A 17,421-nucleotide genomic window follows, 5' to 3' on the forward strand; every position below is an offset into this window, starting at 1 on the left:
ATGGCCGGAACCGTCAACGCCACAGGAACCACCACGACGACCTCGTCGCCGAGCACCATCATCGGCAGCACGGGGGTGGACGTCGTCACCCTGGGCAACACCGGCAACACCACCACGGTGAGGACGCTCGAGACGCTTGTCGGCAATGCCGGCCTCGACCTCATCACCCTCGGCAGCGGCGGCAACACCACCATGGTGAGCTTGCTGGATACGCTGATCGGCGGTTCGGGCAACGATGTGATCTACGGCTCGACCTACGGGGCGACGATGGCGGTCTCGCTGATCGAGACGCTGACCGGAACCTCGAAGCTTGCGCTCGAAGACATCATTCTGGTGGGAACCGGCGGCAACACGATCCGGCTGGACTGGATCGACACCCTTGTCGGCAGCACGGCGAAGGACGTGGTCTCTTTCGGCACTGTCTCCGCCACCACCGGCAGCACCATGCTGGTGTCGCTGGTGGAGACGATCATCGGCGGCTCAGGAACGGAAGTGATCTTCCTCGGCGGCGCCGGCACCACGATCAGCATTCAGGATCTTTCCACGCTGATCGGCAGTACGGGTGTGGAAGTCGCCCAACTCTCTTCGACCGTGGGCACGACGATGCTCGTGTCCCTCATCGATACGCTGATCGGCAACAGCGGCTTCGATCTGATCTCCGGAAACGGTGCGTCAAACCCCCTCAGCCTGGCCGTCTCGGGGGTGGATGCCATCCTTGGCGGTGTCACCAATTTCCAAGACTATGTCAAGTTGCTCGGAACGGACGGAACCACAACCATAATCGGCGCGGTCGAAACCCTTATCGGCACGGCCGGTAACGACGTTGTCGATATGAGCAAGGATGTCGGAACCGTAAAATTCGGCACCAGTGTGGTCAGTACGATGCACGTCACCGGGGTGGAAACCCTGATAGGCGGAGCGTCGGCCAACACGATCTATATCGATCAGACCGAAGGTTCGACCATCAGGGTGTCGATGCTCGACACGGTGTTCGGCAACACCGGCACCGACGTCATGGTCATGACGAATACCAACGCCACCATCGGCAACACGATTCGCATCGATCTCTACGAAACGATCATTGGCAGCACTCTCAATGACATGATCGTCCAGGTCAAAGGCTACGGCTCGACGGTTCTGGTTTCGAGCGTGGAGCAGTTGGCCGGCGGCATCGGCAAGGACGTCTACATCCTCGCCGACGTCGGCGGCGCCACGGTCAGCACCATGGGCGTGGATACCCTGATCGGAACGTCCGGAAACGACGTTATGGCAGGGCTCAATTTCGGCCACTACGAGCAGTCCACTGCCGATCCGTCGAAGCCCGGTGGCTCCAATCTGTTCAGTTTGCCCCTGACGTTGGCGGTCTCGCAGGTCGAGACCGTGTATGGCGCCCGCTATGTGGGTGTGACCGTCAGTTCTCAGGACTTTCTTGCGCTGATCGATGACGGCTCCACCGTGCAGATCAGCGGGATCGAGACGCTCGTCGGCTCCACGGGGCAGGACCGCGTCACGATGTTCGGCAGTGGCAACAGTTTCACCACCGGCCAGAGCATGTGGGTGTCGGGGATCGAGACGCTGACCGGCTCCGCCGACCTGGACATCATCCGCACCGACACCAGCGGTATCACCATCCAGTTGAGCGCCATCGAAACCTTCCTCGGCGGCGGCGGTCTGGATCTCATCATGCTGGGCAGCACCGGCAACACGATGCGGGTCAGCGGCGTGGAGACGATCGTCGGTGGCGCCGGGAAGGATCTGCTGACGGCCATCGGTGGAAGCACCATCGCCGTCGGCGCGGTCGAGACGCTGACGGGTAGCGCGGGCGTCGATGTGGTCGGCTTGCTGGGCGGCGGGAACACCACGACGCTGTCGCTGATCGAGACGATCCAGGGCCTGGACAGCGGTACCGACGTCATCATCCTGACGGAAGCCTACAACACGGTGTTCGCATCGTGGCTCGAGACGCTGTTCGGCGGTACCGGCACGGACGTCGTCACGCTGGGCAGCGCCGGCAACACCATGCTGGCGGTCGGCCTCGAAACGCTGATCGGCGGCGCCGGCACCGATGCGATCCTTCTCCAGGGTTCGGCGGGCAACACCGTATCGGTTTCCAATCTCGAAACCGTCCTCGGCGGCGGAAACAGCGACCTGCTGATGCTCGGCTCCGCGGGTGGAACGCTGTCGGTCAGCGCCATCGAGACGGTGGTCGGCGGCGTCGGCATCGATGTGCTCACGCTTGGCGGGACGGCGGGCAACAGCATCCGGGTCAGTGGGGTCGAAACCCTGATCGGCAGCACGGGCCGCGATGTGGTGGTGCTGTCGTCGGGCGGGAGCACGATCCTGGCGGCCGGGCTGGAGACGCTGACCGGCGGTGCCGACATCGATGTCGTGACGCTGGGCAGTGCCGGCAACACCCTGCTGGCCGCCGGGATCGAGACGCTGGTCGGCAACCTCGGCCTGGACCTCGTCACATTGAGCGGCGGCGGCAACACCATCGCCGTGTCGGGGCTGGAAACCCTGGTCGGTGGAGCGGGCGTGGACGTGATCACGCTGGGGTCCTCCGGCAACACGATCCTCGCCATGGGCATCGAAACGCTGACCGGTGGTGCTGGCCGGGATGTGTTCGCCTTCGACTCCACCGTCGCCGGCACCAGCGCGGTCAACGGTTTCGGCAACGACGACGTCCTTCGCGTCATCGGCGCCACCCTGAGCGGGCCGGTCACCACCGGCAACGGAACCGCCGTCGCCGCGGGGTCGATCCAGCTCTCCTCCTCCGGAGGGGTGACGACGCTCTACATCAACACCGCGGGCACCACCGGTGCGGCCACCCGGATCATCACGTTGGACGGTCTTTACACGCCGGGCAATTTTTCGATTTCCGGCGACAGCATCACGCTGACCCAAAGCTCCCTGACCGGACCCTTCCTCGATGCCGCGTCCGACGGGGGCACCGTCGGCGACGGCATCACCAACGTCACGACCCCGACCTTCACGGGTGCGGCCGAGGCCGACAGCGTCGTCACCCTGTATGACGGGGGGACGGTGCTGGCCAGCGGCACGGCGTCCTCGAACGGCACCTGGGCGATCTCCAGCACGCTCAGCGAGGGGACGCACACCCTGATTGCGGTCGCCGTGACCACGGCAAACAACACGGCCACCTCGTCGACGGGATTGACGGTCACCATCGACAGCACGATCGTCGCCCCGACCGGCTTGGTGCTGGCCGCCGGATCGGACAGCGGCTCGAGCAGCACGGACCGCCTGACCAACATCGCCGCCCCGACCGTGACCGGCACGGCGGAGGCCACCAGCGTCATCACGCTCTATGACGGCACGGCCATCGCAGGCACCGGCACGGCCAACGGCAGCGGCGTGTGGTCGATCACCAGCGCCACGCTGGGCGGCGGCGACCATACGCTGAGCGCGGTCGCGGTGGACGTGGCGGGGAACACCTCCACGGCGTCCAGCGCTCTGACCGTCACCATCGACACCACGACGGCCGCGCCGACCGGTCTGGCGCTGGCTGCGGGTTCGGATACCGGATCGAGCGGCAGCGACCGCCTCACCAAGGTCGTTGCCCCGACGGTGACCGGCACGGCGGAGGCGAACAGCGTCGTCACGCTCTACGACGGCACCGCCATGGCCGGCGCCGGCACGACGAACGGCAGCGGCGTCTGGTCGATCACCAGCGCCACGCTCGGCAGCGGCGATCACACGCTGACCGCGAGCGCGGTGGATGTGGCGGGCAACACCTCCACCGCCTCCACCGGACTGGCGATCACCATCGACATCACGACCGCCGCGCCGACCGGTCTTGCCCTGGCGGCCGGCTCGGATACCGGATTGAGCGGCAGCGACGGCATCACCAACGTTATCGCTCCGACGGTGACCGGCACCGCAGAGGCCAACAGCGTCGTCACGCTCTATGACGGGACTGCGGTTGCTGGCGCCGGCACGGCGGACGGCAGCGGCGTGTGGTCGATCACCAGTGCCACCCTCGGCGATGGTGGGCACACGTTGACCGCCACCGCACTGGACGCGGCCGGCAACAGCTCCACGGCCTCCAGCGGTCTGACGATCACCATCGACACCACCGCTCCGGCTGTCCCGCCCGGGCTCGCTTTGGCCGCAGGGTCGGACAGCGGATCGAGCAGCAGCGACGGCATCACCAACGTTATCGCCCCGACCATCACCGGCACGGCGGAGGCCAACAGCGTCGTCACCCTCTATGACGGCACCGCCATCGCAGGCAGCGGCACCGCCAACGGCAGCGGCGTCTGGTCGATCACCAGCACCACGCTCGGCAGCGGCAACCATACGCTGAGCGCAGTCGCGGTGGACGTGGCGGGCAACAGCTCGACGGCCTCCAGCGCTCTGACCGTCACCATCGACACCACGACCGTGGCGCCGACCGGACTGGCCCTGGCGGCCGGGTCGGACAGCGGGTCGAGTGCCAGCGACCGCCTCACCAAGGTCGTTGCCCCGACGGTGACCGGCACCGCAGAGGCCAACAGCGTCGTCACGCTCTATGACGCCATCGCCATCGCCGGCACCGGCACAGCGGACGGCAGCGGGGTGTGGTCGATCACCAGCGCCGCGCTTGGCAGCGGCGACCACACGCTGACCGCAAAGGCGGTGGATGTGGCGGGCAACACCTCCACGGCGTCCACCGACCTGACCGTCACCATCGACACGACCGCACCGGGCGTCCCGACCGGACTTGCCCTGGCGGCCGGCTCGGACAGCGGGTCGAGCAGCACGGACCGCCTCATCAACGTCGCCGCACCCACCGTGACCGGCACGGCGGAAGCGAACAGCGCCGTCACCCTCTATGACGGCACCGCGGTTGTCGGTACTGGCACGGCGAATGGCAGCGGGGTGTGGTCGATCACCAGCGCCACGCTTGGCGCCGGCGGACACACGCTGAGCGCGATCGCGGTGGATGCGGCGGGCAACAGCTCCACAGCGTCGGCCGGGCTGACCGTCACCATCGATACGACGATCGCGGCACCGACCGATCTGACGCTGGCCGCCGGATCGGACAGCGGATCGAGCAGCAGCGACGGCATCACCAAGGTCGTCGCTCCCACCGTCACCGGTGCTGCCGAAGCGAATTCGGTCGTCACCCTCTACGACAACGGCACGGCTGTTGGCACCGGCACGGCCACCGCCAACGGAAGTTGGAGCATCACCAGCGCCACGCTCGCCGGTGGCGACCACACGCTGACTGCGACCGCGGTGGATGTGGCAGGCAACACCTCCACCGCCTCCACCAGGCTGGCAGTCACCATCGACAGCACGATTGCCGCGCCGACCGGCTTGTCCCTGGCCGCCGGCTCGGACAGTGGATCGAGCAGCAGCGACGGCATCACCAACGTTATCGCCCCGACCGTCACCGGCACGGCAGAGGCCAACAGCGTCGTCACCCTCTATGACGGCACGGTCATCGTCGGCGCCGGCGCCGCCAATGGCAGCGGCGTCTGGTCGATCACCAGCGCCGCTCTCGGCAGTGGCGGGCACACGCTGACCGCAAAGGCAGTCGATGTGGCGGGCAATACCTCCACCGCTTCGACCGGACTGGCGATCACCATCGACACCACCGCACCTGGTGCGCCGACCGGCTTGGCCCTGGCCGCCGGCTCGGACAGCGGGTCGAGCGCCAGCGACGGCATCACCAATGTCGTTGCCCCGACGGTGACCGGCACGGCGGAAGCCAACAGCGTCGTGACGCTCTATGACGGCACTGCCATCGCAGGCAGCGGCACCGCCAACGGCAGCGGGGTGTGGTCGATCACCAGCGCCACGCTTGGCGCCGGCGGACACACGCTGAGCACGATTGCGGTGGATTTGGCCGGGAACACGTCCACGGCCTCCACCGGTCTCGCGATCACCGTCGACACGACCTCGGCCACGCCCGGCGGTCTGGCGCTGGCGCTCGGCTCGGACAGCGGGGCGAGCGACAGCGACCGCAACACGAGGGTCACCACCCCCACGGTCAATGGCACGGCCGAGGCGAACGGTGTGGTGACGCTGTATGACGGCGCCACCGCCATCGGCACGGTGACGGCGGATGCCGCAGGCCTGTGGTCGCTCACCAGTTCGTCGCTGGCCGACGGCGCTCATACCTTGACCGCGCAGGCGGTCGACGTGGCCGGCAACACCTCCACCGCCTCCACGGCGCTGACGGTGACGGTGGATGCGACGGCACCGACCGCCCCCACCGGCCTGGCATTCAGCCCGGTGTCGGGCGGCGAGCGGACGCCGACGATCAGCGGCACGGCCGAGGCGAACTCGGTGCTGTCGCTGTTCGAAGGCAGCAATCTGCTCGGCACCACGACCGTCACCGGTGCCGGCAGCTGGTCGATCGTCTCGCCGGAACTGGGGGTGGGGCCCCACGCCCTCACCGCGCGGAGCGTCGATCTCGCCGGCAACACCAGCACCGTGTCCGCCGATCTGGTGGTCACCATCGGCAATCCGCTGCAAGGCGCTCCCTCCACGCCGCAGCTGGACCAGGGATCCGACAGCGGCACCGTGGGCGACCGCCTCACCAATGTGGTGACGCCGACGCTCACCGGCACCGCCGAGGCGGGCAGCGTCATCACCTTGTACGAAGGGACGGTCATTGCCGGGACCGGCACCGCCGATGTCAACGGCGTTTGGTCGATCACCACGACCACGCTGTCCGGCGGCGCGCACAATGTCTACGCAACCGCCGTGTCGGGAGGCACGTTCCTCGGCTCCTCCTCCTCGCTGACGGTTACCATCGACGCGTCGGTGCCCACCACCCCGTCGACCCCGGTGCTGGCGGCGGCCTCCGACAGTGGCGTGGCGGGCGACGGGATTACGCGCGTCACCACGCCGACATTGTCCGGCACCGCGCAAGCCAACGGCGTCGTCACACTCTTCGACGGCGCCACCGCCGTCAGCACGGTGACGGCGGATGCGTCCGGCTTGTGGTCGGTCACCACCGGCACGCTGCCGGATGGCGCACACACCCTGACCGCGCGCACGATCAATGCCGCCGGCAGCACCAGCGAAGCGTCGTCCGCACTGGTGCTGAGCATCGACACCACCTCCGCCACTCCCTCGGGCGTTGCCCTGGCGGCGGCGTCCGACAGCGGAACGTCGGGGGACGGCATCACCAATGCGGTGGCGCCGACGGTGACCGGCACGGCGGAGGCCGGAAGCACGGTCCTGCTTTATGAAGGAACCAGCCTGATCGGTCAGGCCACGGCTGATTCGGCCGGTGCCTGGACCGTCACGGCGTCCGCCCGTGGCGACGGCACTCACAGCTTGTCGGCTCTGGCAATCGATGTGGCCGGCAACACGTCGCAAGCATTCACCGGCCTTACGATCACCATCGATATCACCGCCCCCGGTGCGCCGGACACTCTGGCACTGGCCGCCGGTTCGGACAGCGGGTCGAGCAACTCAGACCGCGTGACCAACGTCGCCGCCCCGACCGTCACCGGTCTGGCGGAGGCCAACAGCATCGTCACCCTCTATGATGGGACTGCGGTTGCTGGCACCGGCACCGCCGACGGCAGCGGGGGGTGGTCGATCACCAGTGCCACGCTGGGCAGCGGCGATCACACGTTGACCGCAACGGCGGTGGATGCCGCGGGCAACAGCTCCACCGCTTCCACCGGGCTGGCGATCACCATCGACACCACCGCCCCCGGTGCGCCGGACACTCTGGCACTGGCCGCCGGCTCAGACAGCGGGTCGAGCGCCAGCGACGGCATCACCAACGTTACCGCTCCCACCGTCACCGGCACGGCAGAGGCCAACAGCGTCGTCACGCTCTATGACGGGACTGCGGTTGCTGGCACCGGCGCGGCCAGCGCCAGCGGCGTTTGGTCGATCACCAGCACCACGTTGGCCGGCGGCGATCACACGTTGACCGCAACGGCGGTGGATGCGGCAGGCAACACCTCCACCGCTTCCACCGGGCTTGCCGTCACCATCGACACCACAACCGCGGCGCCGACCGGCTTGGCCCTGGCCTTGGGCTCGGACAGCGGGACGAGCAACAGCGATCGTCTCACCAACGTTACCGCTCCCACCGTCACCGGCACGGCAGAGGCGAACAGCGTCGTCACCCTCTATGACGGCACCGTCGTCGCCGGCACCGGCACGGCCAATGGCAGCGGCGTCTGGTCGATCACCAGCGCCACCCTGAGCGACGGTGGGCACACGCTGACCGCGACGGCGGTGGATGTGGCGGGCAACAGCTCGACCGCCTCCACCGACCTGACCGTCACCATCGACACCACCACCGCCGCGCCGACCGGTCTGGCGCTGACTGTCGGCTCGGACAGTGGATCGAGCAACAGCGACCGCATCACCAATGTCGTCACTCCGACCGTCACCGGCACGGCGGAAGCGAGCAGCGTCGTCACGCTCTATGACGGGACTGCGGTTGCTGGCACCGGCACCGCCGACGGCAGCGGTGTCTGGTCGATCGTCAGTTCGACCCTGAGCAGTGGCGGGCACACGCTGACCGCGACCGCAGTGGATGTGGCAGGCAACACCTCCACCGCGTCGACTGGTCTGACCGTCACCATCGATACGACGACCGCCGCGCCAACCGGTCTGGCGTTGACCGCCGGCTCGGACAGCGGGACGAGCAACAGCGATCGCCTCACCAAGGTCGTTGCCCCGACCGTCACCGGCACGGCGGAAGCCAACAGCGTCGTCACCCTCTATGACGGCGCCGCCGTCGCAGGCACCGGCACAGCCAATGGCAGCGGTGTCTGGTCGATCACCAGTGCCACGCTGAGCAGCGGCGCCCACACGCTGACCGCGACGGCGGTGGATGTGGCGGGCAACAGCTCGACCGCCTCCACCGGCCTGACCGTCACCATCGACACCACGACCGTGGCGCCGACCGGGCTCGCTCTGACTGCCGGCTCGGACAGTGGATCGAGCAACAGCGATCATCTCACCAACGTTACCGCTCCCACCGTCACCGGCACGGCAGAGGCCAACAGCGTCGTCACGCTGTACGATGGTGTCACCGCCGTCGGCACCGGCACCGCCAACGGCAGCGGCGTCTGGACGATCACCAGCGCCGTGCTCGGCAGTGGCGGGCACACGCTGACCGCGAGCGCGGTGGATGTGGCGGGCAACAGCTCGACCGCCTCCACCGACCTGACCGTCACCATCGACACCACCACCGCCGCGCCGACCGGTCTGGCGCTGACTGTCGGCTCGGACAGTGGATCGAGCAACAGCGACCGCATCACCAATGTCGTCACTCCGACCGTCACCGGCACGGCGGAAGCGAGCAGCGTCGTCACGCTCTATGACGGGACTGCGGTTGCTGGCACCGGCACCGCCGACGGCAGCGGTGTCTGGTCGATCGTCAGTTCGACCCTGAGCAGTGGCGGGCACACGCTGACCGCGACCGCAGTGGATGTGGCAGGCAACACCTCCACCGCGTCGACTGGTCTGACCGTCACCATCGATACGACGACCGCCGCGCCAACCGGTCTGGCGTTGACCGCCGGCTCGGACAGCGGGACGAGCAACAGCGATCGCCTCACCAAGGTCGTTGCCCCGACCATCACCGGCACGGCGGAGGCGAACAGCGTCGTCACCCTCTATGACGGCACCGTCGTCGCCGGCACCGGCACGGCCAATGGCAGCGGCGTCTGGTCGATCACCAGCGCCACCCTGAGCGACGGTGGGCACACGCTGACCGCGACGGCGGTGGATGTGGCGGGCAACAGCTCGACCGCCTCCACCGGCCTGACCGTCACCATCGACAGCACGACCGCGGGGCCGACCGGGCTCGCTCTGACTGCCGGCTCGGACAGCGGGTCGAGCAACACGGACCGCCTCACCAACATCGTCACGCCGACCGTCACCGGCACGGCGGAAGCGAGCAGCGTCGTCACCCTCTATGACGGCACCGCCGTCGCGGGGACCGGCACGGCGAACGGCAGCGGCGTCTGGTTGATCACCAGCGCCACACTGGGCAACGGCGACCACACGCTGACCGCGACGGCGGTGGACGTGGCGGGCAATACCTCCACGGCGTCGGCCGGCCTGACCGTCACCGTCGACACCACCGCACCCGGCGCGCCGACCGGTCTGGCGCTCACCCCGGACTCCGACAGCGGTCTCAGCAACACCGACCGGATCACCGGCGTGAGGCAGCCGGCGCTGGTCGGCACGGCCGGTGCCAACGCCACCGTGGTGCTCTATGACGCCACGACCGCGCTGGGCACCGTCACCGCCGACAGCAGCGGGTTGTGGACCATAACCGCGGGAGCGTCGCTGGCAGACGGCGACCATACGTTGACAGCCACGCAGATCAACAGCGTCGGCAACACCTCCGTCGCGTCCGCGGCGCTGGTGGTCACCATCAGCGCGACGCCGCCGACGGTGACCAGCGTGGTCATCAGCGATGGGCCGTACGCGCTGGGGGCCGAGATCTCGATCGAGGTCAACTTCAGCGACATCGTCGTCTACACCGGGACGGATTCCACCCTGGCCCTGACCGTTGGGACCACCACGCGTCAGGCCACCTTCGTGGAAAGTTTCGGGTCGTACGCGACCTATCGCTACATCGTTCAGCCGGGCGACGTAGACGCGGACGGCGTGACAGCCGCCGCCAACGGACTGGCGCTGAACACCAGCACGATCCGCGACACCAACGCCAACAACGCGGTTCTGACCTATGCCGCGGTGACCAACGCCAACGCGCCGTCCCTGGTCTATCCGGTCGCCAGCACCAGCGGCACGACGATCACCCTGGCCCAGTACAGCACCATCCTTGGCAACGCCGGCACCGACGTCATCACCTTGGGCACGGCCGGCAACACGGTCGAGATCTCCGCGCTGGAGACCCTGATCGCGTCCGACGGCACCGACGTCATCAGCATCGGCGCGACCGTGGGAACGACACTGCTGCTGTCCAATGTGGAAACGCTTCTGGGCGGCACCGGCAAGGACTGGGTCACGCTGGGCACCGCCGGCGGAACGCTGCTGGTGAGCGGCGTGGAGACGCTTCTGGGCGGTGTCGGCACCGATGTGGTGACGCTCCTGGATGCCGGCAGCACCGTCTACACCGCCGGGATCGAGACCCTGACCGGCGGGACCGGCATCGATGTGGTGATGTTCGCCAACACCCTGGGCAACACCCTGGCGCAGCGGTCGGTCGAAACGCTGATCGGCGACGCCGGCAACGATGTCCTGCTGCTGGACAGCACCGGCAGCACCGTCGCGGTCGGCCTGTTCGAGACCATCACCGGCAACATGGCGGTCGATCTGGTTTCGCTGGTCGGCGGCTTCGGCAGCACCCTGCTGGTCCATGGGCTTGAAACCCTGCTGGGCGGGGCCGGTACCGATATCGTCGCCATCGGCACCGCCGGCGGCACCATGCTGGTTTCGGCGCTTGAGTCGCTGACCGGCAGCAGCCGGATCGACGTGGTGTCGCTCGGCACCGCCGGAAACACCCTGGCCGTCACCGCGGTGGAAAGCCTGCTCGGCGGAAGCGGCACCGACGTGATCACGCTGGGTGGAACGGCCGGTTCGACGCTGTTCCTCTCGTCGATCGAGAGCATCGTCGGCACCGTGGGCACCGACCTGCTGACGCTGGGCACCGTTGGAAGCACGCTGTTCGTCTCCGCCATCGAAACCATCGTCGGCGAGCAGGGATCGGACGTGCTGGTGCTGGCGGGTGCCGGTTCCACGATGTTGGTCGGCGCCATCGACACCCTCATCGGCGGTGCCGGCACGGATATCGTGACGCTGGCCGGCAACGGCGTCACCATGAAGGTCGAACTGCTGGAGACGCTGACCGGCAGCGCCGGCAACGAGGTCGTCATCTTCGGGACCGCGGGCATCACTCTGCTGGTCAATGCCATCGAGACACTGACCGGCGGTGCCGGCACCGACGTCGTCACGCTGGCGCAGAGTGGCGGCACGGTGGTCGTCTCAGGTCTGGAAACCCTTCTGGGCGGCCAGGGTACCGACATCGCCGCGTTGGGGAACGCCGGCAACACGCTGTTCGTGTCCTCCATCGAGACGCTGACGGGCGGTTCCGGCAACGATTCCGTCTTCTTCGCCTCCGGCGGCAACACGCTGGCTCTCCGCAACATCGAAACGCTGACCGGCAACAGCGGCACCGATGTGGTGACGCTGCTGAACGACGGCGGCCCGATGCAGATCGGACTGTTCGAAACCATCATCGGCAGCGTGGGTAACGATCGCGTCACCCTGGACAACGCCGGCAACACGCTGGCGGTGTCGGGTGTCGAGACGCTGTGGGGCGGGGCTGGTCTGGACGTGGTGATGCTGGGGTCCGGCGGCAGCACGATCTCGACCGTGGCGGTGGAAACGCTGATTGGCGGCAGCGGCCTGGATGCGGTGACGCTGGGCACCGGCGGCACGACGGTGCGGATCATCGGCATCGAGTCCGTCACCGGCAACAGCGGGCGCGACGTCGTCCAGCTGTCGGACGGCGGCGGCACCTTCGTCGTCAACCTGCTGGAGACGCTGATCGGCAGTTCCGGCTCGGACGTGGCGGTGGTCGGCGAGCTTGGCGGCGGCTCCACCCTGCTGATCGCCGGGCTGGAGATCCTGGTCGGCAACGCCGGCTCGGACGTGGTCACACTCAGCGACGGCGGCAACACCACGCTGCTGCGCATGCTGGAGACGCTGACCGGCGGGACCGGGCTGGACGCCATCACCATCGGCAACCGCGGCTCGACCATGGTGGCCTCAAACCTGGAGACGCTGGTCGGCGGCTTCGCGCTCGATGCGATCACGCTGGGCAGCGGCGGCAACACGCTGCTGGCCTCTCAGCTGGAGACGCTGACCGGCGGGGCCGGGCTGGACATCGTGACGCTGGCCACCGCCGGCTTCGACAGTGCGGCGGACATGAACCGGGTGTCGGGCACCAGCGGCAACACGCTGCAGGTCTCCGGCCTGGAGACGCTGATCGGCTCCAGCGGGTCGGACGTGGTCTATCTTGGAGCGTCCGGCAACACGCTGCTGGTGTCCGGGCTGGAAATCCTGGTCGGCGGCGCTGGCAACGACGCCGTGACGCTGGGCGACGGCGGCAACACCGTCCTGCTGCGCGGCATCGAGACGCTGACCGGCAGCGCCGGCACCGATCTGCTGTTGCTGGGCGACACCGGCAACACCGCGACGGTGTCCCTGTTCGAAAGCATCATCGGCGGCACCGGTGTCGACGCTATCCTTCTCGGGCCGAACGGCAACACGCTGGCGGTGTCGCAGCTGGAGACGCTGGTCGGCGGGGCCGGTGTGGACGTGGTGACGCTGGGGTCTGGCGGCAGCACGATCTCGACGGTGGCGGTGGAAACGCTGATCGGTGGGTCCGGGCTGGATGCGGTGACGCTGGGCACCGGCGGCACGACGGTGCGGATCATCGGCATTGAGTCCGTCACCGGCAACAGCGGGCGCGACGTCGTCCACCTGTCGGAGGGCGGCGGCACCTTCGTTGCCAACCTGCTGGAGACGCTGATCGGCAGTTCCGGCTCGGACGTGGCGGTGGTCGGTGAGCTTGGCGGCGGCTCCACCCTGCTGATCGCCGGGCTGGAGATCCTGGTCGGCAACGCCGGCTCGGACATCGTCACTCTCAGCGACGGCGGCAACACCACGCTGCTGCGCATGCTGGAGACGCTGACCGGCGGGACCGGGCTGGACGCCATCACCATCGGCAACCGCGGCTCGACCATGGTGGCCTCGAACCTGGAGACGCTGGTCGGCGGCTTCGCGCTCGATGCGATCACGCTGGGCAGCGGCGGCAACACGCTGCTGGCCTCTCAGCTGGAGACGCTGACCGGCGGGGCCGGGCTGGACATCGTGACGCTGGCCACCGCCGGCTTCGACAGTGCGGCGGACATGAACCGGGTGTCGGGCACCAGCGGCAACACGCTGCTGGTCTCCGGCCTGGAGACGCTGACCGGGTCGAGCGGGACCGACGTGGTCTATCTCGGCCCGGCCGGCAACACGCTGCTGGTGTCCGGGTTGGAGATCCTGGTCGGCAGCGCTGGCAACGACGCTGTGACGCTGGGCGACGGCGGCAACACCGTGCTGCTGCGCGGCATCGAGACGCTGACCGGCAACAGCGGTGTCGACGTGCTGACGTTGGGCGACACCGGCAACACCGCGACGGTGTCCCTGTTCGAAAGCATCATCGGCGGCACCGGTGTCGACACCATCCTTCTCGGGCCGACCGGCAACACGCTGGCGGTGTCGGGTGTCGAGACGTTGCTTGGCGGGGCCGGTGTGGACGTGGTGACGCTGGGGTCCGGCGGCAGCACGATCTCGACCGTGGCGGTGGAGACGCTGATCGGTGGGTCCGGGCTGGATGCGGTGACGCTGGGCACCGGCGGCACGACGGTGCGGATCATCGGCATTGAGTCCGTCACCGGCAACAGCGGGCGCGACGTCGTCCACCTGTCGGAGGGCGGCGGCACCTTCGTTGCCAACCTGCTGGAGACGCTGATCGGCAGTTCCGGCTCGGACGTGGCGGTGGTCGGTGAGCTTGGCGGCGGCTCCACCCTGCTGATCGCCGGGCTGGAGATCCTGGTCGGCAACGCCGGCTCGGACATCGTCACTCTCAGCGACGGCGGCAACACCACGCTGCTGCGCATGCTGGAGACGCTGACCGGCGGGACCGGGCTGGACGCCATCACCATCGGCAACCGCGGCTCGACCATGGTGGCCTCGAACCTGGAGACGCTGGTCGGCGGCTTCGCGCTCGATGCGATCACGCTGGGCAGCGGCGGCAACACGCTGCTGGCCTCTCAGCTGGAGACGCTGACCGGCGGGGCCGGGCTGGACATCGTGACGCTGGCCACCGCCGGCTTCGACAGTGCGGCGGACATGAACCGGGTGTCGGGCACCAGCGGCAACACGCTGCAGGTCTCCGGGCTGGAGACGCTGACCGGGTCGAGCGGGACCGACGTGGTCTATCTCGGCCCGGCCGGCAACACGCTGCTGGTGTCGGGGCTGGAGATCCTGGTCGGCGGGGCAGGCAGCGACGCGGTGACGCTGGGCGATGGCGGCAACACCCTGCTGCTGCGCGGCATCGAGACCCTGACCGGCAACAGCGGTGTCGACGTCCTGACGCTGGGCGACACCGGCAACACGGCGATGGTCTCCCTGTTCGAGACCATCGTCGGTGGTCTCGGCAATGATCTCATCACCCTCGGCTCGATCGGCAACACGCTGGTGGTGTCGGGTGTCGAGACGTTGCTTGGCGGGGCCGGGACCGATGTCGTGACGATCGGTACGGCCGGCGGCACGCTGCTGGCGATCGGCATCGAGACGGTGATCGGCGGCATCGGCCTTGAGGTAATCCTCACCGGCTCGGCTGGGTCTACCCTCACCGTCTCGGGTGCGGACTTCGTCATCGGCAGCGCCGGCACCGACGTCTTGACGCTGGGGGCGGCCGGCACCACCACCACCATCCGCAACATCGACACGCTGATCGGCGGTGCGGGGTCCGACCTGGTGATCCTGGGCGACACCGGCAACACCCTGAACCTGGGTACGGGCATCGAGATCCTCGTTGGCGGCGCCGGCAGCGACGTGGTGACCATCGGCACTCAGGGTACGACCCTGCTGACCCGCGGCATCGAAACCCTGATCGGCGGCGTCGGCAGCGACGTCATCACGCTCGGCGACACGCCGAACACCCTCACCGTGACGGGCATCGACACCCTGACCGGCGGTGCGAACACCGATGTCGTCTTCACTGGCACGGCCGGCGTCACGATGACGGTTTCGGGTGTCGAGTTCCTGGTCGGCGGCACCGGTTCGGATGCCGTGACCCTGGGGGCGGGCGGCACAACCACCACCGTCCGCGGCATCGACACCCTGTCGGGCGGTGCGGGCAGCGATCTGGTGTTCCTGGGCGATACCGGCGTCACCATGGCGCTGGGTTCGGGCATCGAGATCCTGGTCGGCGGTGCGGCCACCGACGTCGTCAGCCTCGGCACCTCGGGCAGCACCCTGCTGACCCGTGCGGTCGAGACCCTGATCGGCGGCGTGGGCACTGACGTGATCACGCTGGGCGACACCCCGAACGCGGTCACCGTATCGGGCGTCGAGACCCTGGTCGGTGGCGCCAACACCGACATCGTCTTCACCGGTCCGGCCGGCGTGACGATGACGGCCTCGGGCGTTGAGTTCCTGGTCGGCGGCACCGGTTCGGACGTCGTGACCCTGGGTGCGGCGGGCAACACCGTCATCACCCGCGGCATCGACACCATGATCGGTGGGGCTGGCAGCGACCTGGTGATCCTGGGCGACACCGGCGTCACCATGCGGGCCGAGAGCGGGATCGAGATCCTGGTCGGCGGCGCCGGGTCCGACATCGTCAGCCTCGGCGATGGCGGCAACACGGTCCTGCTGCGTGGCATCGAGACCCTGACCGGCGGTACCGGCAACGACGTGATCACGCTGGGTGACACCGGTGTGACGATGTCGGTCTCCGGCATCGAGACGCTGGTCGGCGGTGCTGGCACCGACGCGATCACGGTGACCAGCGGGTCGGGCATCCGCTTCCAGGCCGGTACGGGCGACAGCCTGACCCTGGCTTCGGGCAGCGGCACCGACACGGTGGTGTACTCGTCCTTCACCGACATCTCGGCGTTGGACGCGAACACCGGCTTCATCTCGGTCTCGAACTTCCAGTCGGGCACCGACAAAGTAGAGCTGGCCGGTACGGCCCGGACCACTGCGGATAAGAACGGCGATGCCTCGCTCTCGACGGCCTCTGCGGCGACCAACGGCGTGAACGTCAGCTCCAACGAGCTGGTGAGCCTGACCTCGGTTGTCAGCGGCAGCCTGACGGATGCCAGCCTCGCCAACTTCCGCACGGCCCTGGGAGCGCTGACGAACTCGTCGGCTGGTGCGAGCACGCTGGTTCTGGCCAACAACGGCACCAGCAGCGGCCTGTACCAGGTGGTCGACACCAACGGCGACGGCCAGGTGGCCGCCACCGAGGTTCGCCTGCTCGGCGTGTACAACGGCACGGTGCTCTCGCTCTCCGACATCAACCTCGGTTGATGGCTGGGGGCTGAAGCCCAAGCACGGTAAAAGGAGGGGGCGCCCGCAAGGGCGCCCCTTTCTCTTTGTCCAGACCTTTCTTGGTAAGCGATCTCCCGGCTTTCGATGGCCTCGATCCAAGATGTCTTCACCCACGTGCAGGCGACTGTATCACATGGTTTCGGGCGGCACCGCCAATTCCAGCTGGTTGCGCCCTCCTGCTTTCCCATGGCATAGGCATCGACTCAACCGTTCTCGGACTCCATCGGCAGGAGCGGCGCGGTGCCCACGACCGATCGCCGCGGCCTGCTGGCGGACCCCGCTTGGCTCCCTCGCCCCTCTGTTTCAGCCATCCCGCCGCTCCATTCCGTCGTCAGGACCTTCCGC

1 protein-coding gene is annotated in these 17,421 nt (G+C 68.3%); it reads left to right on the forward strand.

Features of this window, described 5'->3' with window-relative positions; all coding sequences use genetic code 11:
* Positions 1–75 precede the first annotated feature (75 nt).
* Positions 76–17,055: an Ig-like domain-containing protein gene (locus ABNQ38_RS05990; RefSeq protein ID WP_377806232.1), complete on the forward strand. Its 16,980-nt coding sequence runs from the start codon at positions 76–78 to the stop codon at positions 17,053–17,055.
* Positions 17,056–17,421 lie beyond the last annotated feature (366 nt).

The organism is Azospirillum sp. A29, from assembly GCF_042604625.1.
GTDB classification, from domain to species: domain Bacteria; phylum Pseudomonadota; class Alphaproteobacteria; order Azospirillales; family Azospirillaceae; genus Azospirillum; species Azospirillum palustre.